This window comes from Methanoculleus sp., from assembly GCF_030019085.1.
Lineage (GTDB): Archaea > Halobacteriota > Methanomicrobia > Methanomicrobiales > Methanoculleaceae > Methanoculleus.
On the sequence record NZ_JASEFJ010000004.1, the window covers coordinates 1 to 17393 of the forward strand.

Annotated in this window: 20 protein-coding genes and 3 pseudogenes; 12 read left to right on the forward strand and 11 right to left on the reverse strand. The window is 57.1% G+C overall.

All coding sequences use genetic code 11. The features are described 5' to 3' along the window. Both QMC91_RS03085 and QMC91_RS03090 read right to left on the reverse strand, forming a co-directional pair. Nucleotides 1–92: helix-turn-helix domain-containing protein (locus QMC91_RS03085; RefSeq protein WP_300235518.1), on the reverse strand; the 92-nt coding region annotated here is incomplete at its 3' end. Nucleotides 93–204: 112 nt separating this feature from the next. After that, nucleotides 205–348 carry a DUF4258 domain-containing protein gene (locus QMC91_RS03090; RefSeq protein ID WP_300235202.1) on the reverse strand — a complete coding sequence of 48 codons (144 nt, stop codon included), beginning with the start codon at nucleotides 346–348 and terminating at the stop codon, nucleotides 205–207. Nucleotides 349–737: 389 nt separating this feature from the next. On the opposite strand from QMC91_RS03090, the gene QMC91_RS03095 reads away from it, so the two are divergent. From QMC91_RS03095 to QMC91_RS03120, 6 genes and pseudogenes are all read left to right on the forward strand, one after another. Beyond that, a complete protein-coding gene (locus QMC91_RS03095; protein ID WP_300235205.1) occupies nucleotides 738–1244 on the forward strand; it encodes a hypothetical protein in 507 nt (168 codons plus the stop codon). 289 nt (nucleotides 1245–1533) lie between these two features. Then, entirely contained in the window at nucleotides 1534–2934 is a 1401-nt protein-coding gene (locus QMC91_RS03100) for an ATP-binding protein (protein ID WP_300235208.1), read from the forward strand. Between the two features lie 374 nt (nucleotides 2935–3308). After that, nucleotides 3309–3356: pseudogene (locus QMC91_RS09965) on the forward strand (hypothetical protein); the annotation flags it as partial. 151 nt (nucleotides 3357–3507) lie between these two features. After that, nucleotides 3508–3639, forward strand: coding sequence for a hypothetical protein (locus tag QMC91_RS03110; RefSeq protein ID WP_300235213.1), 132 nt, complete (start codon nucleotides 3508–3510; stop codon nucleotides 3637–3639). A 69-nt stretch (nucleotides 3640–3708) separates the two neighbouring features. After that, nucleotides 3709–3855 (forward strand): hypothetical protein, encoded by a 147-nt coding sequence (locus QMC91_RS03115; RefSeq protein WP_300235216.1) that lies wholly within the window; start codon nucleotides 3709–3711, stop codon nucleotides 3853–3855. 4 nt (nucleotides 3856–3859) lie between these two features. Then, complete coding sequence (locus tag QMC91_RS03120) at nucleotides 3860–4381, forward strand: GNAT family N-acetyltransferase (RefSeq protein ID WP_300235219.1); 522 nt, start codon at nucleotides 3860–3862, stop codon at nucleotides 4379–4381. A gap of 306 nt (nucleotides 4382–4687) precedes the next feature. Here the strand turns inward: QMC91_RS03120 and QMC91_RS09970 are convergent. The 6 genes and pseudogenes from QMC91_RS09970 to QMC91_RS03155 form a co-directional block, all read right to left on the reverse strand. Continuing rightward, nucleotides 4688–5956, reverse strand: a pseudogene (locus tag QMC91_RS09970) (nucleotide sugar dehydrogenase); the annotation flags it as partial. A gap of 27 nt (nucleotides 5957–5983) precedes the next feature. Continuing rightward, nucleotides 5984–6457: a UDP-N-acetylglucosamine 2-epimerase gene (locus tag QMC91_RS03135; RefSeq protein ID WP_300235228.1), complete on the reverse strand. Its 474-nt coding sequence runs from the start codon at nucleotides 6455–6457 to the stop codon at nucleotides 5984–5986. 498 nt (nucleotides 6458–6955) lie between these two features. After that, complete coding sequence (locus QMC91_RS03140) at nucleotides 6956–8350, reverse strand: ATP-binding protein (RefSeq protein ID WP_300235231.1); 1395 nt, start codon at nucleotides 8348–8350, stop codon at nucleotides 6956–6958. 587 nt (nucleotides 8351–8937) lie between these two features. Beyond that, nucleotides 8938–9201, reverse strand: a complete 264-nt coding sequence (locus tag QMC91_RS03145; RefSeq protein ID WP_300235234.1) for an NAD-dependent epimerase/dehydratase family protein — start codon at nucleotides 9199–9201, stop codon at nucleotides 8938–8940. Between the two features lie 107 nt (nucleotides 9202–9308). Beyond that, nucleotides 9309–10709, reverse strand: a complete 1401-nt coding sequence (locus QMC91_RS03150) for an ATP-binding protein (RefSeq protein WP_300235237.1) — start codon at nucleotides 10707–10709, stop codon at nucleotides 9309–9311. Between the two features lie 299 nt (nucleotides 10710–11008). Beyond that, nucleotides 11009–11200 (reverse strand): hypothetical protein, encoded by a 192-nt coding sequence (locus QMC91_RS03155; protein WP_300235240.1) that lies wholly within the window; start codon nucleotides 11198–11200, stop codon nucleotides 11009–11011. A gap of 150 nt (nucleotides 11201–11350) precedes the next feature. Between QMC91_RS03155 and QMC91_RS03160 the strand changes: the two genes are divergently transcribed. Together QMC91_RS03160 and QMC91_RS03165 are read left to right on the forward strand one after the other, a co-directional pair. Beyond that, nucleotides 11351–11968, forward strand: a complete 618-nt coding sequence (locus QMC91_RS03160) for a nucleotidyltransferase family protein (RefSeq protein ID WP_300235243.1) — start codon at nucleotides 11351–11353, stop codon at nucleotides 11966–11968. Continuing rightward, nucleotides 11928–12317 (forward strand): DUF86 domain-containing protein, encoded by a 390-nt coding sequence (locus QMC91_RS03165; RefSeq protein ID WP_300235246.1) that lies wholly within the window; start codon nucleotides 11928–11930, stop codon nucleotides 12315–12317. Before QMC91_RS03160 ends, QMC91_RS03165 begins: the two co-directional genes overlap by 41 nt. Nucleotides 12318–12450: 133 nt before the next feature. Here the strand turns inward: QMC91_RS03165 and QMC91_RS03170 are convergent, their stop codons facing one another. The 3 genes from QMC91_RS03170 to QMC91_RS03180 are packed head-to-tail and all read right to left on the reverse strand — an operon-like array spanning nucleotide 12451 to nucleotide 13924. Then, a complete protein-coding gene (locus QMC91_RS03170) occupies nucleotides 12451–12741 on the reverse strand; it encodes a UDP-glucose/GDP-mannose dehydrogenase family protein (protein ID WP_300235249.1) in 291 nt (96 codons plus the stop codon). Further along, nucleotides 12738–12878 carry a hypothetical protein gene (locus QMC91_RS03175; RefSeq protein WP_300235252.1) on the reverse strand — a complete coding sequence of 47 codons (141 nt, stop codon included), beginning with the start codon at nucleotides 12876–12878 and terminating at the stop codon, nucleotides 12738–12740. Before QMC91_RS03175 ends, QMC91_RS03170 begins: the two co-directional genes overlap by 4 nt. After that, nucleotides 12869–13924 (reverse strand): hypothetical protein, encoded by a 1056-nt coding sequence (locus QMC91_RS03180; protein ID WP_300235255.1) that lies wholly within the window; start codon nucleotides 13922–13924, stop codon nucleotides 12869–12871. Before QMC91_RS03180 ends, QMC91_RS03175 begins: the two co-directional genes overlap by 10 nt. A gap of 360 nt (nucleotides 13925–14284) precedes the next feature. On the opposite strand from QMC91_RS03180, the gene QMC91_RS03185 reads away from it, so the two are divergent. From QMC91_RS03185 to QMC91_RS03200, 4 genes and pseudogenes are all read left to right on the forward strand, one after another. Further along, on the forward strand, nucleotides 14285–15127 hold the full coding sequence (locus tag QMC91_RS03185) for a DUF4062 domain-containing protein (RefSeq protein ID WP_300235258.1): 843 nt from the start codon (nucleotides 14285–14287) through the stop codon (nucleotides 15125–15127). 18 nt (nucleotides 15128–15145) lie between these two features. Next, on the forward strand, nucleotides 15146–15751 hold the full coding sequence (locus tag QMC91_RS03190) for an ATP-binding protein (protein ID WP_300235261.1): 606 nt from the start codon (nucleotides 15146–15148) through the stop codon (nucleotides 15749–15751). A gap of 139 nt (nucleotides 15752–15890) precedes the next feature. Then, a pseudogene (locus tag QMC91_RS03195) lies at nucleotides 15891–16112 on the forward strand (transposase); the annotation flags it as partial. 89 nt (nucleotides 16113–16201) lie between these two features. Beyond that, the gene (locus tag QMC91_RS03200; protein ID WP_300235263.1) at nucleotides 16202–17368 is read left to right on the forward strand and encodes a Fic family protein; all 1167 of its coding nucleotides are present in this window, start codon (nucleotides 16202–16204) and stop codon (nucleotides 17366–17368) included. The last annotated feature ends 25 nt before the right edge of the window (nucleotides 17369–17393 follow it).

The following is a 17393-nucleotide window of genomic DNA, read 5'->3' on the forward strand; positions in this document are numbered from 1 at the left end:
TTATACACAAACCGACAGGCATGGATGTGTTGCATAAGGAGCGTAACCTGCTCTCTCGATGGATACATCCGATACTTGTAGGCTCGGAGCATATAAGTGTTATTTGTTCTTACAATAAGGTATAGTTTCTGGCAATTGTGTGACGAAGGGTGGCTCTGCTTTCATCCCCCCCCCTGAAGGGGGGGTCTTCCCGCTCCGCCCCCTTCACCCCCGCAGGATAAATCCGAGCATGAGCAGGGAGGGACAGGGCTCATCGTCGGGATACGATTCGATGATCTCGCTGACCTTGATGGCTGAGAAGAGATCATCGGTGGAGATGTTGCGCTCAAACATTCTGACCCGGGGCATGATGCGAGATGATGACTGAATCCCGGCTTACCAACCCGATGATATCCTCCCTGTTGTGACCCACGCTCTTCCCTTGTGGATCAACTCTATCTCATACACACAAAAACCTTCTTGACCGCCAGTCCACGGGAAGCCTGCCCTCTCGGCTCACACAGTATGGGTATTCTTCCGGCGTGGTTCTTTCAGTCTTCCCGATAAAGTCAGGCTGATACCTTCTCCCGGGTATACCCTATAATCGTCTGTCATATTCCCGGGACCATGCAGGCACGGAAGATGCTCCGCATCTTCCTATCAGGCACAACCGAAATGGTTGCACCGTGCCACGGAAGGCGCTTCGCGTCTTCCTGCCAGGCACGACCAAGAGTGTTGTGCCGTGAGGAGAACCAACCATGGCAGACTTCGTGCAGAAGACCGTGAACAGGACGGCAATCCGGGACCTCGCCGTCCCGATCGCCGACGTAACGTCGTTTAACACCCTCGTCCAGTCCGTCGTCGACGACAACCCCTTCGGGTGCGTCGGGTATACCGATGCCGGCGGCGAAGCCGTTCCCGCCGTCGTCCGGAACCGCGAGCACTACACCGCGAAGGTGAACTTCGTCGACGGCGAGGGCAAGAAGGTCGGGACCGTCTCCCTGCAGTCCCCGACGATCGCCGCGTTCGAGGCGAACGCCGCGGAGGCTCTCGCGAACGCGACCCTGGCAACGGCGATGGGCGGGGATGCCGAGCGGAACTTCGCCGGCGAGACCTACTACGCCCAGCTCAGGTGCCACGACCCGTCGGGTGACGACTACTACGTCACCTTCACCCGCACGAGCGTCCGGATCTCGTCCTACCAGGACGACGCCGTCCGGACCGCGGTCGAGACCTGGGCGGACGCCGTGCCCGCCCTGGCGTGAGGGGGACTCTTCCCCCCCGCTCTTTTTTTGGATGGACTCACTCATTGGATAACTGGTAATTCATCCATCGTGAGAGTATTGAGCCGGAACACTCCTTTCTGGCCGATATGACGGTGACTGACCGCTGAAACAGACCCGGGAAAAACGTTCACCCTGACAACGTGTATCCGGAGTCGTTGAGAGGAACGCGATTCCAGGGTTGTATCCATAGGCTGTGTGAATGGCAACACGCAAAAGGGAGAGAACCTTATGGTACTGCAAAGAATAATTATTGCGGGGCAGCAGTTGCATGGCCATCCACGAATCCGACACGATGGAGTTCAAAAAATCCCTCTCCCTTCTTGAGCCGGCGCTCAAATCGGTCTGCGGGTTTCTCAACCACCACGGGGGCATCATTTCGTTCGGCAGAACGAATTCCGGAGCCGTCGTAGGCGTTGATCCTACCGACCACTCGCTCCGCAAGATCTCACAGCAGATCACCTCCCGGATAAAGCCGGAGACTTCGCCGGACATCCGCGTTATGGAAGAAGGGGGGAAGTCCCTGATCGTCATCGCGGTTCCCGAGGGGATGAACAAGCCATACTTCCTTGACGGCATCGCGTACATGCGGGTGGGGACAGAGAACCGCGTCATGCCCCCGGACGAACTGAAACGAATGATCCTCAACGATCATGCAGTTCCCTGGGATGATCAGCCCTGCAGGGGCGGAGATCTCAATGACATCGATGCTGCCTCGGTCAGGGCGTTTCTTGAACGGACGCAGCGCGCGCGGAGGTTCGATGGCGATCCGGCAATCCCTGTCGAGAAGGCGCTTGATAAACTTGGCGTGCTCAGCAGAGGAGTGCCGACCAATGCTGCTATGCTCTTCTTCGGAAAAGACCCTCAACGTTTTTTCGTCCAGTCGGAGGTCCGTTGCGCCAGGTTCAAAGGCGAAGAGATCTCAAGCACTTACCTTAACATGAGGGTTTTGCGTGGCAGAATAGATCAGGTTATCGAAGAGGCCGGCCGGTTCATCGATGAAACTGTCCAGAAAGCAGCGTGGGTTGCCCCGGGAAAGATGCAGCGGGAGGAGCACCGGGAGTACCCACTGGATGCCCTGCGGGAAGCGGTGATCAACGCTGTCTGCCATCGTGACTATGCCGCCTCGGGCAACGTCCAGATCCGGTTCTTCGATAACAGGTTACAGATCTGGAATCCGGGCAAACTGCCGGACGGCATCACGGTCGATCTCCTGAGAGTCGAGCATGCTTCGCGTCCACGAAACAAAACCATCGCGAGACTCCTGTTCCTTGCCGGGTATATCGAACAGTGGGGTTCAGGCACGCTCAGCATGATCGCCGCGTGCAAACGAGACGGCCTCCCGGAACCGCAATTCCAGGAAGCTGGCAGCGATTTCATCGTTACCTTTACTGGCTCGGTGCTTAATGAACTTCTAGAGCGTCCGGAACTGCTGAATGAGCGTCAGCGCGGAGTTATAGAGCACCTCAAGATACATCCCTCCATATCGACAGAAGAGTACGGAAACATCTACGGATGCACCGCCCGAACTGCCCGACGCGATCTCTCCGCTCTTGCCGAAATGGGTGTCATTGCCGTGAAACGGGAGGGGCGACTGCGGCGATATGTGCTCAATCCATCATTCCGGTCATTGCGGACAATTGCGGACAATCCCGGACAGAACCCGGACTGAGAGAAAAGGATAAAACCCATACCCAACGAGCAAAACTGCCGAACATCAGAGGATCAGGCACAGATCCCGGTAGCAGTATCCGGACAATTGCGGACAGCCGGCATCAGGGGACCGCCCCTCCCTCACTTTCAACGCGCGCACGGTTCTCTTTTAACAGTACCCTCCTCTACAGTCTCTCCTATGACACATTTACCTCTTCTCCGTAGCGACCAGACCCTTTTCCACGACCCCGACGTCTTCGACTTCGCCTACATGCCCGACCACCTCCACCACCGCGACGCCAGGAACTCGCCTTCCTCCTCCAGGGCGCCGGCCCCCGGAACGCCGTCCTCCGCGGGCCGCCGGGGACCGGGAAGACCACCACCGTCCGCCGGATCTTTTCCATGGCCCGGGAGGAGCCCGGGCAGGTCGTCTTGGCCTGCATCAACTGCCACCACGACCACACTCAGCTCGCCGTCTACCGGAGCATCTTCGAGCAGGTCTGCGGCTGCCCGGCGCCGCTGGCCGATACCTCGATGAGGTCAAGCGGGGGATCGCCGCCGAGCAATCGAGTACCTCGCCCCCACTGGAGGCGTGGTCGAGATCCGGGCGCTCGCCGACGGCGCGACGGTCTCTCTGCACAACCCTATCAAGGATATTCACCGATGCAAAGACCCCCTGCATCTCCGGGGTGATGAGCGGATCCGGGAGCTCGGAGAGGGTTAACCCGGGAGCCTGACGAAACCTATTTGTGGTAGCCACGATTATTATATCATATCCTGAGGTGGAGTAACAATGGCAAAACCAATCGAACTCGGGCTTACCCTTGAGGGCGAAGATGCCCGGCGTTTCCATGAGTACATGGAGAGGCCCACCTATACCGACGACGCGCGGAAACTGATCCGGTTTGCGGCGCACAGAGCGCAAGATCAGCGCCTGTGAAGATATGCCTCTCCCCGAACTCCATTTTTTACCACTATCCAGGGACCTTGATGTATCAGCCTTCAGGTTTGGTCATGCCGATCTGGATGAGTTCTTGATCGAGGATTCGAGGGAATATCAGGAAGAGCGGCTGTCGGTAACTCACCTTGCGTATATCGACTCTGAATTGGTCGGATTTTTCACCCTCGTCGCCGACTGCATCGATGTCAAGCAGGTAGCCCCGGAGGACGGGAAACGAGGGTATCCTTACCGAAAATACCCAGCTCTCAAGATCGCCCGACTGGCAACCTCCTCAAAATATCAACGGATCGGTATCGGGTTTCTGATGCTCGGTGAGGTTCTGGCGCTCACCATGAATATATCAAAATATGTCGGGTGCAGGATCATCACCGTGGATTCAAAACAGGAATCCGTGGGATTCTACGAGAAATTCGGGTTCAAACGAGCAACCCGAAGATCCACCGATCCGATCCATATGTATATGGATTATCACAAACTGCTGGAGATGGAATACCTGATAGTGTGAGCACGCGGCCGAACCCCGGACCGCTCTTGCGGATGACCCGGAGGAGGCGATCCGAAGTGCGTCGGGGAGAAATCGACGGTGAAGGTCTCAACACACTTCCTCCTCGTGGCAAGTGATCTCACCCGGCAACCAATCCCTCCCGTGGCGGGTAGCCTATGGCACCATAAGGTGGGGGTCAGCTCGATCCAGAGCCCCCCCGGGCATTCAACGCTGAATGGCGACCCGGTAGCAGGGTTGACGGAGACCGAATCTGCCCGGGTGGAAAAAGGCTCTCCTCAGATCGGTAGAATGAGAGGGAACGGGGTGTTATTCCCTTAATGCATGCCCGTTCCTGCCACCCCGGCCGATCCCGCGGTAGGCGAAGCCACCGGCAATCCACGCATCCGGGTCCACGACGTTCCTCCCATCCACGACCGCCGGGTGGAGAGACCCGCACAACCCCTTCACCCCCGCTGGCTCGAGCCCCCGGTACTCCTTGTGCCCGGCAAAGACCACCACCGCGTCCGCGCCGGCAAGCACCTCCGCAAGGTCCCGCGACAAACCGGGCGGCGCGTCCGGCGACGTCGCCGGGTCCACCCAGGGGTCGTGCACCCGGACCTCCGCGCCGGCCGCCTTCGCCATCTCAAAGAACGGCTCCGCCGGCGTGTTCGTCGCGTCGTCCGAGTCATTGATGAAAGCCCAGCCGAGGAGGGCAACCTTCGAACCCGCGAGACCCTTCCCCGCCTGTGCGAGCGCCGACTCTGTCAGCCGGAGCATGTGCTCGGGCATGAAGTCGTTGATCCCGCGGGCGAGGGTGAAGAGGGACTCCCGGCCCTCGGGCCAGTCGAGATCGCCGCCGAGCACCTGCACCCCCCGCTCCAGGTGGTAGGTGTCCTTCGTGAGGCAGTGGCCGCCGACCCCGGCCCCCGGCCAGAGGATCGCCCGGGTGATCCCCTCGCCCTTCAGCGACGCCACCCCGGCCCGGACAAGCGTAGACGTTGATCCCCATCGCCTCGCAGTAGAGGGCGAGCTGGTTGATGGCCGCGATCTGGAGGTCGCGGAAGGTGTTTTCGGCGGTCTTCGTCACCTCGGCCGCGGTCGCCGGTCATCGGGATCACCGTGCCGGCGGTGAGGACCGGGGAGTAGAGCTCCACGGCACGAGCCGTGGACACATCGTTGATCCCGCCGACGATCCTGTCGTGCTCGCGGATGTTCCGGAGGAGCCGGCCGACCATCACCCGCTCGGGGGCGTGCGCCAGGGCAAAGTCCTTCTCGGCGACGAGCCCGGACTCGGCCTCCAGGATCTCCCGGGCCATCCCGGCGGTCGTGCCGGCCGACGTTCCGGAGCCCCTTGATCAGGGGTGTGAAGTCAGGGAGGAGGTCCTTCTTGTCCTTAAACGGTGTCTGGATCGCGAGGGTCACTGCATCGCACCCGGCGACCTTCGAACAATCGGTGGTGCAGAGGAGGACTTCCCCGCACCGGTGATCTTTGGCAGCAGGTGCTCAGGCCCTGGTTCCTCATCCCTGAGCGGGACCCCCCGGTTGAGATCGTATACCCCGATTGGGGGAGTCCCGCTGAAAGCCGTAGACGTGCTCGATACCCGGCACGTTCACCGTCTGCATTCACATTCTCTGATGATCGCCGCGATCCTCTCTGCAGCACGCCCGTCGCCGAACCGGGCTGCGTACCGGCCGCCCTCCGCCCCGCTCTGCCTCGGCGACGATCCGGTCCGGGTCCGCACCCACAAAGACGTTCCAGCCGCCCTCCAGGGTCTCGACCCACTCGGTGTTCTCCCGCAGGGTCACGCACGGCACCTCGAGGATGTAGGCCTCCTTCTGGACGCCGCCGGAGTCGGTCAGGATCGCCTGAGCGCCGGCAAGGAGGGTGAGCATATCGAAGTAGGGGAGCGGTTCAACAACGCTGACGTTCTCCGCAAGGTTGATCCCGTGAGCATCAAGGTTCTTTTTGGTCCTGGGATGGGCCGGGAAGACCACCTCGTCGCCCGGTCCTATCCCGGCGGCGAGCAGCGCCACGTGGAGGGCGGCAGTCCCGTTGTTTGTGGCGACGGCGCGGGGGGACACCACAGTATGCAGCAAACTCTTCCTCAAACGCAACGGTCTCCGGGCCCTGGGGGATCATGCCCGAGGCAAGAACAGCGAGAAAGGCATTATTTTCCTCGTTCCCGAGGGAAGGCTGGGCGATGGGTATATGCATGGTTTCCACCGGGAAAGATCTGGAGATTCTTTCACCCTTGCGTATCGCACCCTTTCCCACCACGTCATACTGAGAATCCTGGGGTATACCGGCAACTCTATTGATTCTACTGCTGAACGTCTGCCGCTGCCGGAGAAAGCGATAGAGGAGGCGGCTGGTTGAGATCGTGCCTCCAGCAGAAGTTACATTGATTGTAGAGTCGACCGCTCTCACTCTCGGTTATCGCACCTCCGGTGCTCCTGCTCCGGCCCCCTGGCCCGTCGCATTTCGTTGGAACATCGCATCCTGCGGACGGTCATTCCTGACGGAGCATCGCGTCCTCGCCCGCGGAGAAAAATGGAACGGAGGGTATCACGCATTTATCGCGCATCATCACGCATTTATCGCGCATCGTCTCCCTGTTCCCCTCCCCCGCCAGGAGCGAGAATATAGTGGGTGTCGCGCCGCGATCGGCCTCTCCGTTCAGCGATGCGCTTCCTGACAAGATCGTTTAAATCGTTCACCGCGGTCCTTGCGGCGACGGCGTTGAGCTCCTGGTACTGGCTGTTGGTGATGGTGCCATGAACTCGCAGGAAGGAGATAGCAGCAACCTGCCGCTTGTTCAACCCGAGTTCCTGCAGATACTCCTCTGTGAATGGATCTTTGCGCATGGTGAGTGTGAATCCAAGCGGTGTGCTGATGATCTCCGGCAACGGCAGGCTCGCCGCATTGAGCACATTGATCATCCGCTCGATCCCGGATCCATAGCGCTCGACGAGCCCGGCCCGGTAGAAGATCTCGGCAATCTTTGGATTGCGGTGATAGGAGTAGTGCTCCTTAAGGATTGTCTCGAGGGTGATGCCTTCGGGGAGGCGGCCGGGGTTGTGGAAGCGAATATGGTCGTCGAAGATCCTGACCTGGGTCTGGACTGTGTTGTTGAAGTAGTCGCGGTGGATGAGGGCGTTCAGCAGGGCCTCGCGGATGGCCGGGAGCGGGTAGTCCCAGACTTCCTTCCTCTGGAAGGACTCCTGCATCGCTTTCTCAGATATGTCATACCTGACGCCAATGTAACTCTTGATGATCCGCTCGGCCTCATCGAACTGAGAAAAGAGGTTTCCCCGGATCTCATGATCGCCGATGATGATGTCAGCCCGCCTGAACCTGCCGATCCTGATGTTGCTGTTGGGGAAGTACTTCTGCGGGTCTCTGCCAAAGAGGATGAGAGCTCCATTCCTGATCTGCCCGCCCCTGATGAGATCAAGACGCCGGAGAACGCTATCGATCGGTTCATCGGGTTCGATCGTGGTGAGGCGGCCTGCCGCCTTTGCCAGGGCAAGGAAACGCCTGACCGTCTCCTCGTCGATCTGGTCGGATGTGTATGGCCCGGTAATGCCGTCCCATTCGATGCTTTGCTGGAAGTATTCCCGGAGCTCGTCGGGAAACATCTCGCGTGTGGTGTCACCGACGCGGGTGTAATACCGCCCGTCATAGGCGACCGGGACGCGGCCCTGCTCAACGAAAATGGTAAGAACGTGCTTCCCATCGATCTCGTGGGTCTCAATGATCGTGTGGATGCCGAGCCTGGTGGTTATGCTGTCTGCAAGGACTTTGATTGTGTTGTTCCTGAGATCGATGCCGGTGACGGCGTGGTCCCTGTCTCTGACACCAAGAATAACCGTACCACCGGCGGTATTGGCGAAGGCGGAGAGGAGTTTGTAGAGATTGCTGCTCACTTCCTCCTTAAAGTCGATCCGCCGCCCTTCGAAGCGGGCAAGAAGAGCAGGGAGGTCATCCATGAGACTCGCCCTCACACCATGCCGGATCGGAGGGATTTATGCAGCCGCGATCCTGGATTCGCGAGAGAAACTCAGTGTCCTTGAAGTGGGTGTCTGCTCTGATCCCTTCAATTCTGGTCATAGTGTGTCTCCAGATGTGGGTGTTTGTCATTTTACCGTTTAAGCGATGGGGAATAATTACGCTGCTATTGAAGTCCGGGTATGTTAGGGTTTTCGCTCCGGCTCTGTGGTCCGGGTTGGCCAGCACGCATCGCATATCATTGAGGGTCCGGACGGAGGGGTCGGGGAGGACGCCCGGTCAGTAACTGTTCATCAATCCATGTTCTGCTGTGCCCGGTGATAATCTACGCGATCTGATTTCCGGTACATCATTGATCAACAGATGAATTCCGATGAGAGTGTAGAACCATCCGGAGCAGACCTGTTACCAGCAGAGTGAACTTCTCCAGATCTGGAGGTGGAGGAGAACCTCGCCTCCCTTGACCAGGCAGGTATGGAGACGCTCACAAAGACACCATTGCTTCTTCAACACACTGCAGCAGGCACCCCGCAATCCTTCGCCGCCACGAGCACGCTCACCGTGCCGGTCACGTTCGCCTCGTCACCGAGGGGATCGCTGCCTGGTGAAAGATTCCGTCCGCACCCGGGAAGGTCTCCATTAAAAGATCAAGGTCGGTGATGCTCGCCTCGACAACCGTCACCCGGGGGTGCTCGATCTTCACCCGCCGCCCGGTGGCGAGGTTGTCGATGATGATGACGTCGTGGTGCCCTGCCAGGGTCACTGCAAGGTTTGATCCCGGGCCGGCACCGCCGGTGACGATGGAGCGCACGAAGAAGGTATTGTACTCCAACCGCCGAATATACTCCACATTATGTGGATACAATAACCCTTATTACGCCTTACCGGCGCTTCACCTCAACGTGGCAGGAGGCCCCATCCAATCGGGGCGGGGAAACCTCACTCTCTGGCTCTCCGCCCACAGTCCATGAGCGCCGCACAATCATCGAGGTCGAGAGAGATCCCCTCCCCATCGGCCCTGCGCGAGAACGACCGCGCAACGACACAGAAGTACTCGCTCCGCCTGTCGTTGTGCCAGGAGACGAGCGGTGCCTTCCGCCGCAGCCCCGCAAAGACCTCTGCGGCATCGACCCCATCCTGCCATTTGCACTCGCAGAAGAGGATCCGGTGCGGGTTCTCAGCGAGGCAGACGATATCGATCTCCTCCCCACGGTGCCACCAGCTCCCGATCCTGGTGAATACAAACGGCAGGAAACCATCTCCGTTGATATGAACGAGGAGATCCATCACCATCTCCTCGAAGTGCTTTCCGACATACCGCGCAAATTGCGGCCGTACATACTGGTCCACAACCAGCGGGGCGTTGCCGCGTTCGAGCATCTCAAGATGGGGGTTGACGAAAGAAAACCAGAAGTCGAAGAAGTTGTCTGAGAGGAAGTAGAGCCCCTTTCTGCTCCTGTGGCCTTCAGTCACGGGAATGCGCCGGTGCACCAGCTTCAGGTCAATAAGGATCGAGAGGTACTTGTTGACGACACTCTTGGAAAGGCCGGTATCATTGCAGATGAGGCCGATCCGGTGGTTTCCTCCTGCAAGAGAGAATAGGATGGAGAAGTAGTACCTCGGTTCGACAAGTTCGGCCCTGAGCACGAACTCCACGTCCCTGAAGAGAAACGAATCTTCTCGCATCACCTTCTCCTCGATGTTCTTCATGATGTCCCGTTCCGGATCTACGGCCATGATGTATGCCGGTGTCCCTCCAAAGACAGCATAGAACTCAACTGCCTTCTTCATGTCCCCGAGATATTCGAGAACATGGATGAACCGGAGGGGCTGCAGGAGAATCTGCCCTGTCCTCCTGCCAAAAAGAGGGCTCCCATACTCCATGGTCGCCGACTCCATCATCGATATGCTCGATCCCGACAGGATGAGATAGATCCGGGTCTCCTTCAGGCGCCGGTCCCAGTATTCCTGAAGCATCGAGGGAAGCGAGGGGTCCTCCTTGATCAGGTAGGGGAATTCATCGATAGCGACCACGATACGGTCATCTGCGTGCTGGATGAGATACTCGAAAAAACTGTCCCAGTCAGAAAAACCGGTTTTCTGAAGAAACGGGTCTTTGAAATAGGCGCTCAGGTCTGCAGAAAATTTCCGGAGCTGCAGGTGTTTCGACTCTTCCCGTGCGACCAGGTGTATTCCAGTAGCGGTACGGAGGAACTGGTCGATAAGTTCGCTTTTTCCGACCCGCCGCCGGCCATAGAGCACGACGAATTCTGCTTTGTCACTCCTGTACCGCTCATGGAGGTGGGAGAGTTCACGGTCCCGGTCGATGAAGACACTCATGAGTAATATACTATGAAGTGTATCATTTTAAACAAACTGATGCGTCGTGACTGGATGCCTGTGGACCTGTCAGATTAGTCAATAAGTCCCTGCTTCTGCGCCCTAAAGCTCTTGCAAAACTGCATCGTCACAGACTTAACCGGTTAAAAATCCGAACACAACCTTCCAGGAGAGGCTGGACTGTGCGAGTTTTTGGCCGTTCAAGCACCTTAGGGGGCCCCACTATCCCCTATTATACAATTTGTTGTTCTGAACTGAACTTCTTCTCCAAAATCATCTTGAACGCTTTTTCGTTGTCCTCACCCCCCACCAATCACCCTCACAATCACCGCCACCACCCCGCCCGCCCCGGCGCCGATCGTGGAAACCCTCCGCTCTTCTCCGGCCTTCTCCGCCCGCCACCTCTCCAGCGCCCGGAGCCGGCTCTCATTCTTTGCAGCGAGTCGCACCTCCGGTGCTCGAACTCCTGCCGGGACGGCAGTCGCACTCACGAACCATCGCGTCCTGCCCCGCCATCCGCGCGAGCATCTTGCAGATCCACTTCACGTCCCGGTTCGTCTCGCAAGACCGGGCTCCCGGGTGGTCTTCTCTTCGGTCATCCTGGTACCCCTCCCGCGGGACAGTTGGGCGGGGAACACAAAATGGCTAACCGTAAGGATTATATTCAGAAACCTCGGCGGAAAAGCGCCTGTCCGGCCGCGGATGCCCCCCTTCTCGTCAGGAGAGGAGTCGACCCCTGCCATGGTCCAATACACGTTCACCTCGCCTGGCTATCCCTGCATGGTGCCACCTACGGCATCATGCCCGCGACAAAAGGGAGGATGGTTGACGAGAACCTCATCACTCACGCTCCCCGACGAGCCGCATCATCCTTCAAAAGACTGATACGTGGTGAGCGTCATACCAACCAGCATACAGGTACGGTCGAAATGGCAGGACACACATTAACCAGGACGATATGTGAGACTATCGTCGCGATACTCACCAAAAACGATGCCGAATGGATCGCGATCTTCGGCTCGTATGCACGGGGGAATGCCGGCCCGGCAAGCGATATCGATATCCTGGTCCGTTTCGCCCGCAAAAAAAGCCTCTTTTCGCTCATCCGCATCGAGGATGAACTCACCCGGGCGCTCCGCATGAAGGTGGACCTCGTCACCGAGAATGCCGTGAGCCCCTATCTTGCCGATTCAATCTACCGTGATGCTGTGGTGATCTATGACGCCGGAAGACCTCGCGTATCTCCGTCACATCCTTGACGCCATAATCAGCATCGAGGAGTTTTCCCGTGGGATCTCGTCGGTGGAAGATCTCAGGGATCGACGGCTGGAACGCGCCGGGATCGAGCGCATGCTAACCATTGTCGGCGAGGCGGCAAAGATGGTCTCGCCGGAGTTGCGTGACAATCACCCGGAGATCCCCTGGAGGGAGGCAGCTGGAACACGAGATAAGATCGTCCACCATTACTTCGGTGTGGATTACGAAGCCGTGTTCCTGACCATACGCGATGATCTCCCGGCCCTCAAGCAGGGGATCAGATCAATTCTCGATGAGGCCAGGAAATCAAAAGGAACCAGCCGTAAGGGATCCCCCGACGATCGCGTATAGCAGGATCGGTGCTGGTCAGGACCTCTTCCGCGATCCCGAGATCTTTGAGTTCACGTTTCTTCCCGAACACCTTCCACCACCCCAACGCCCAGATCAGGGAAACTTGCGTTTAACACAGCCTAAAAAAGATGTGTTATTCCTGCAGCGCATGCCGGTTCTTATCCCCGCGCCCGATCCCCCGGTACTCCATGTGCCCGGCAAAGACCACCACCGCATCCGCGCCGGAAAGAACCCCTTCTAAATCCCGCGAGAGCCCCGACGGGGCGTCCGGCGACGTCGCTGGATCCACCCGGGGGTCGTGCACCCGGACCTCCGCGCCGGCCGCGAGCGCCGCATCCCGGAACGGCTCCGCCGGCGTGTTCCGGGCATCGTCGGAGTCGTTGATGAAGGCCCGGCTGAGCAGGGCAATTGTTGAACCTTTCAAAGAGCCTTCCCCACCTCTCGCAGCGCCGACTCTGTCAGGTGAAGCATGTGATCGAGCATGAAGTTGTTGATCCTGTGGGTGTAGCAGGACCCGTAGCAGGGCTCCCAGCCCTCGGGACAGATGGCAATTAAAGCCATCTTGACAAATCAGTTTGATCTGGGTTGTTCACTACAACGGGTCTATCATAATAGAAAAGATCCTTTGCTTGAAGTAAACCCTTGGAGAGATCATCTAAGTCAAACCTTTGTTGAAATTCTTGATCTTCCATCTCTGTGCTGGGAAAAAAGGCTACTTGATACGTTCTACGGTAATTGCTTCTGTAATAACTTCCAATCTTTACGTCGCTAGATTCGTGCTTCCGACGGTCAAGTAGTGTTTCCAAAGTTGATTTGAACAAATAGCCAAGTTTCTTCTTTTGATGCTTGTTCGACTCGTTATGAAGACACGTGTACACTGCACCAAGGAGGATATCCATGAGCTGAATGAATTGTGATTCGTCTCTGTTGCTCTTTCTATGATCAGAATCGATGAACTCTATCTCATCGTCAAGGATTAGAATGTGTTCATTTTGGATGCTAATTTTATATATTGGGTGCCATGAACAATACTTGTGATTCTTTTGGCTCCCATCATCGTGATAGATCTTATGAATTACGAGAGTTTTGTAATCCTTGAAAAAGTATTTGAGTCCGCTCAGTAGTGTCGTTCTATAAAAACGGTTGTAAATTGTCAATATCCGATCAGAATCCGAGCCAAACTGATCCAGTTTTAAGTTTGTGAGATTTATACCCAGAATGTTGAAAAAAATCTTCTTATCGCCTCTCGCACATGCACCTGAAGATATGAATTCAATCCATTTACATGCAATCTTAAATCTAGCATCCGATTTATGAACCTCTTTGTAGTGAACTTCTGTATTGTTTTTATCGTGATACCCACATGGATGTGAGCACTCGTGTTCATTATCTGACCAATCTCCATACCTAAAACATCGATAGTTCTTTAAAATCTTTAGACAAGACTCTTTCTTATCGAGTGGGATAAACAGTATACCAATGTAAATCCACTTGGTTCCATCTCGTGGATCAACGACTTCAAAAATTTCATCGGAGTATACTTCGATATCAAGCTGCTCATATCTCTCGTCGACTTTATCCCGCAGCTCGTAATTTTCTGATAGCAAGAAATCACTAGTGAGTAGGTTAAAGCACGGTGGACTTTAAAAGTTCTTATTTTGAATGGCCGTACGGAGGCCACATTAACAAAAACTGGATATCTGATAAACCGAAAATGTAGTGGCATCGTGTCATCGCCCGACACCATACGGTGCAAATCGTTAACACCGATGCGGTTTGAGTAGAATCTAAACTCCAGTAGTGGCAAAACAACCACATCGGCATAATATGTCGTTATATTATTCTTCATACCCAAGAAAATACTCGGAAGGAAACCAAAGATATACGGAGGACAGACGTGGCAGTCGAAAAGACCGGAATTCGCCGGCTCGTTCGGGAGCATTTGCGATGAATTCCGCGGGAACTGCATGACCCCCGTTCGGATCTTCATCAGCAGCGTGCAGAAGGAGTTCGCCGACGAGCGGGCGGCTCTCCGCGACTACCTCCGGGGCGACGCGCTGATGCGGCGGTTCTTCGAGGTCTTCCTCTTCGAGGAGCTTCCGGCTGCCGACCGCCGCATGGACGTTGCATACCTCGATGAAGTCCGGCGTTGCGACATCTATGTCGGGCTGTTCGGGAACGATTACGGCTCCGAGAACGCCGGAGGAGTCTCGCCGACAGAACGGGAGTTCGACCTCGCCACCGCCGAAGGGAAGTACCGGCTCATCTACGTTAGGGGCACGGACGACGCTGCCCGTCACCCGAAGATGCGTGCTCTCGTCGGAAGGGCAGAGGCCGGGCTGATCCGGGAGCGGTTCAACACCCCCTCAGAACTGGTCGCAGGCCTCTATGCAGCGCTGGTCGATTACCTGGTGGAGAAGCAGCTCATCCGCTCCGGCCCCTTCGACGCGGCCCCGTGCACGAAGGCGACGCCAGAGCATCTGGATCCGGAGCGTATGGCGTGGTTCATCCACACGGCCAGGAAGACCCGCCGGTTCCCCCTCGCCGAAGACGCCTCTCCTCGTGAACTGCTGGAGCACCTGAACCTGCTTGATAGCGGGCAGCTGACGAACGCGGCGGTCCTCCTCTTCGTGAAACAGCCGCAACGGTTCCTGATCTCCTCCGAGATCAAGTGCGCCCATTTCCACGGCACCGAGGTGGCCAAACCGATCCCGTCTTATCAGGTCTACAAGGGCACGGTCTTCGATCTCGTGGACGCGGCAGTGGACTTCGTCTTGAGCAAGATCGCTCTCTCTGTGGGAACCCGCTAAGCCGGGCCGCAGGCGCCGGTGCGCTATGAGATTCCGAAGGTGGTGGTGGCGGAGGCGATCGTGAACGCGGTCGCCCACCGCGACTACACCAGCAACGGCAGCGTGCAGGTGATGCTCTTTGCAGACCGCCTGGAGGTCTGGAACCCGGGTACCCTCCCGCCGTCCCTGACCCTGGAGAAACTCCGGCAGCCCCATGGGTCGGTGCCGGGCAACCCGCTCCTCGCAGAGCCGATGTACCTGACCGGCTACATCGAGCGGATGGGCACGGGAACGCGGGACATGATCCGGCACTGTACTGAGGCCGGGCTGCCGGAGCCGGAGTTTGCCGTCAGTGATGGGTTCCAGACGATCATCCGCCGGGCCCAGGGTAGAGGTACCGGCGAATCTAGGGAAAAACCTAGGGAAAAACCTAGGGAAGAAACTAGGGAAAAAACTAGGGATAAGATCCTGGCCCTGATCGCAGCCAACCCATCTATCAGCACGAATGAGCTCGCAGAGCAGATCGGCATCACACCCAAAGGGATTGAATGGCAGATCCAACAACTGAAGCGGGCAGGTCAGCTCAAACGGGTAGGTCCAAAGAAGGGTGGCCGCTGGGAGATCACCGAAGGAGGAGATGAGTAGTGTCGGAGAGTGCGGGATTCTCACGCAGATGCTGGTCGTCACCTTCTTCCAGGGGATGCGTAAACCACGGCAGGCTCAAAGAGGTGACGAGGAGGCAATCGGCAAAGGCTCTGATAGATTAGATCTTCTTCTTTTCAACATCCCCTTCACCAACAATCAGGCCGAGAGAGACCTTCGGATGATGAAGCTGATACAGAAGATCTCCGGAGTATTCCGGAGTGAGGAGGGTGCTATGAATTTCCGCAGGGTCAGAGGATTCATATCGACGATCAAGAAGCATGATCGCCTGGTATTACCGGAACTGAGAAGGGTGTTTGAGGGAACACCCTTCATGCCGACGGCGGCTCATCGGGTGCCCTGAATAGTTACAGAAAACTTAACATAGACGACGATCCACCTCTCTAAGTAAGCAAAAGTTAACTTAGAAAACACTCATCTCACAGGTGCACCATGCAAGAGAGTCGATCCGGGAGTTTCGTCCACCAAAAAGGCGGCTACAACGCATTTATACCAAAGAGCCTCCCACCCGACCCACCGATCGTGTACGATGAAACACTACAATACCTCCTCTCAGAAGCCGACCGGGCGCTTGCAAGGCTCGACGGCATAGCGGTGACGCTCCCCAACCCCGACCTGTTCATCGCCATGTACATGAAGAAAGAGGCGCTGCTGAGCTCACAGATTGAGGGGACGGAGGCCTCGCTCAAAGGGGTCCTGGAGTTCGAGGCGAACCTCAAACCGACGGAAAACATCAACGATCTCCGGGAAGTCGTCAACTACCTGCGAGCCATGGACAGCGGGCTGGAACGACTCAAAAATGCTCCGATATCCCTGGATCTCATCAGGGACATCCACAACATCCTGATCAAGGGGACGCGGGGTTCGGATCGGGAGCCGGGCAACTTCCGGGCCGTCCAGAATTATATAGCCCGATCAGGGGCAACCTCGATCCGGGATGCCGTCTTCGTGCCGCCACCGCCGGAACGCGTTGAAGCCCTGATGCAGGACCTCGAAGCCTTCATCCTCGCGAAGGGCTCCATACCGCCGCTCATCAAGATCGCTCTCATTCACGCCCAGTTCGAGACCATTCACCCGTTCCTGGACGGAAACGGCCGTATGGGGCGACTGCTCATAACATTTTACCTCTGTGGGAAAGGGATCCTTGCAAAACCGCTCCTGTACCTGAGCATTTATTTCAAAAGACACCGGGAGGAGTACTACCGGATCTTGAACGAGATCCGGACAGATGGAGCATGGGAGGCATGGCTCCGGTTTTTCCTGCAGGGAATCATCGAGGTCTCAAACGAGTCGATCGCATCGGCACGGGAGATCATCCGCCTGAAAGATAGTGTCATCGATACGCTCCTCCAGCACGACATCGGTGGAGCGAACGCCGTAAAACTGGTGTACGTACTCTTCGATGAACCGATCATCACCACGCGGGAAGCAGCGGAGGTGCTCAGGGTGAGCGCGCCTACGGCATACCAGTTGATCGGGAAACTGGAGGATATCGGCATCTTAAAGGAGATCACCGGGAGGCAGCGGTTCAAAAAGTACATGTTCACGGATTACGTCTCGATCATCGAGCAGGGGACCCGACCGGGCCCCGGAAACTGAGATCCCCACCAGAAGCACCGGGTCT

What these genes read in the sequence shown, in the direction of transcription:
- QMC91_RS03090 (WP_300235202.1), bottom strand. Translation starts at nt 348, where the DNA reads ATGCCCCGGGTCAGAATGTTTGAGCGCAACATCTCCACCGATGATCTC.
- QMC91_RS03095 (WP_300235205.1), top strand. Translation starts at nt 738, where the DNA reads ATGGCAGACTTCGTGCAGAAGACCGTGAACAGGACGGCAATCCGGGAC.
- QMC91_RS03100 (WP_300235208.1), top strand. Translation starts at nt 1,534, where the DNA reads ATGGCCATCCACGAATCCGACACGATGGAGTTCAAAAAATCCCTCTCC.
- QMC91_RS03115 (WP_300235216.1), top strand. Translation starts at nt 3,709, where the DNA reads ATGGCAAAACCAATCGAACTCGGGCTTACCCTTGAGGGCGAAGATGCC.
- QMC91_RS03120 (WP_300235219.1), top strand. Translation starts at nt 3,860, where the DNA reads ATGCCTCTCCCCGAACTCCATTTTTTACCACTATCCAGGGACCTTGAT.
- QMC91_RS03140 (WP_300235231.1), bottom strand. Translation starts at nt 8,350, where the DNA reads ATGGATGACCTCCCTGCTCTTCTTGCCCGCTTCGAAGGGCGGCGGATC.
- QMC91_RS03150 (WP_300235237.1), bottom strand. Translation starts at nt 10,709, where the DNA reads ATGAGTGTCTTCATCGACCGGGACCGTGAACTCTCCCACCTCCATGAG.
- QMC91_RS03160 (WP_300235243.1), top strand. Translation starts at nt 11,351, where the DNA reads ATGGCTAACCGTAAGGATTATATTCAGAAACCTCGGCGGAAAAGCGCC.
- QMC91_RS03165 (WP_300235246.1), top strand. Translation starts at nt 11,928, where the DNA reads ATGACGCCGGAAGACCTCGCGTATCTCCGTCACATCCTTGACGCCATA.
- QMC91_RS03175 (WP_300235252.1), bottom strand. Translation starts at nt 12,878, where the DNA reads ATGGCTTTAATTGCCATCTGTCCCGAGGGCTGGGAGCCCTGCTACGGG.
- QMC91_RS03185 (WP_300235258.1), top strand. Translation starts at nt 14,285, where the DNA reads ATGACCCCCGTTCGGATCTTCATCAGCAGCGTGCAGAAGGAGTTCGCC.
- QMC91_RS03200 (WP_300235263.1), top strand. Translation starts at nt 16,202, where the DNA reads ATGCAAGAGAGTCGATCCGGGAGTTTCGTCCACCAAAAAGGCGGCTAC.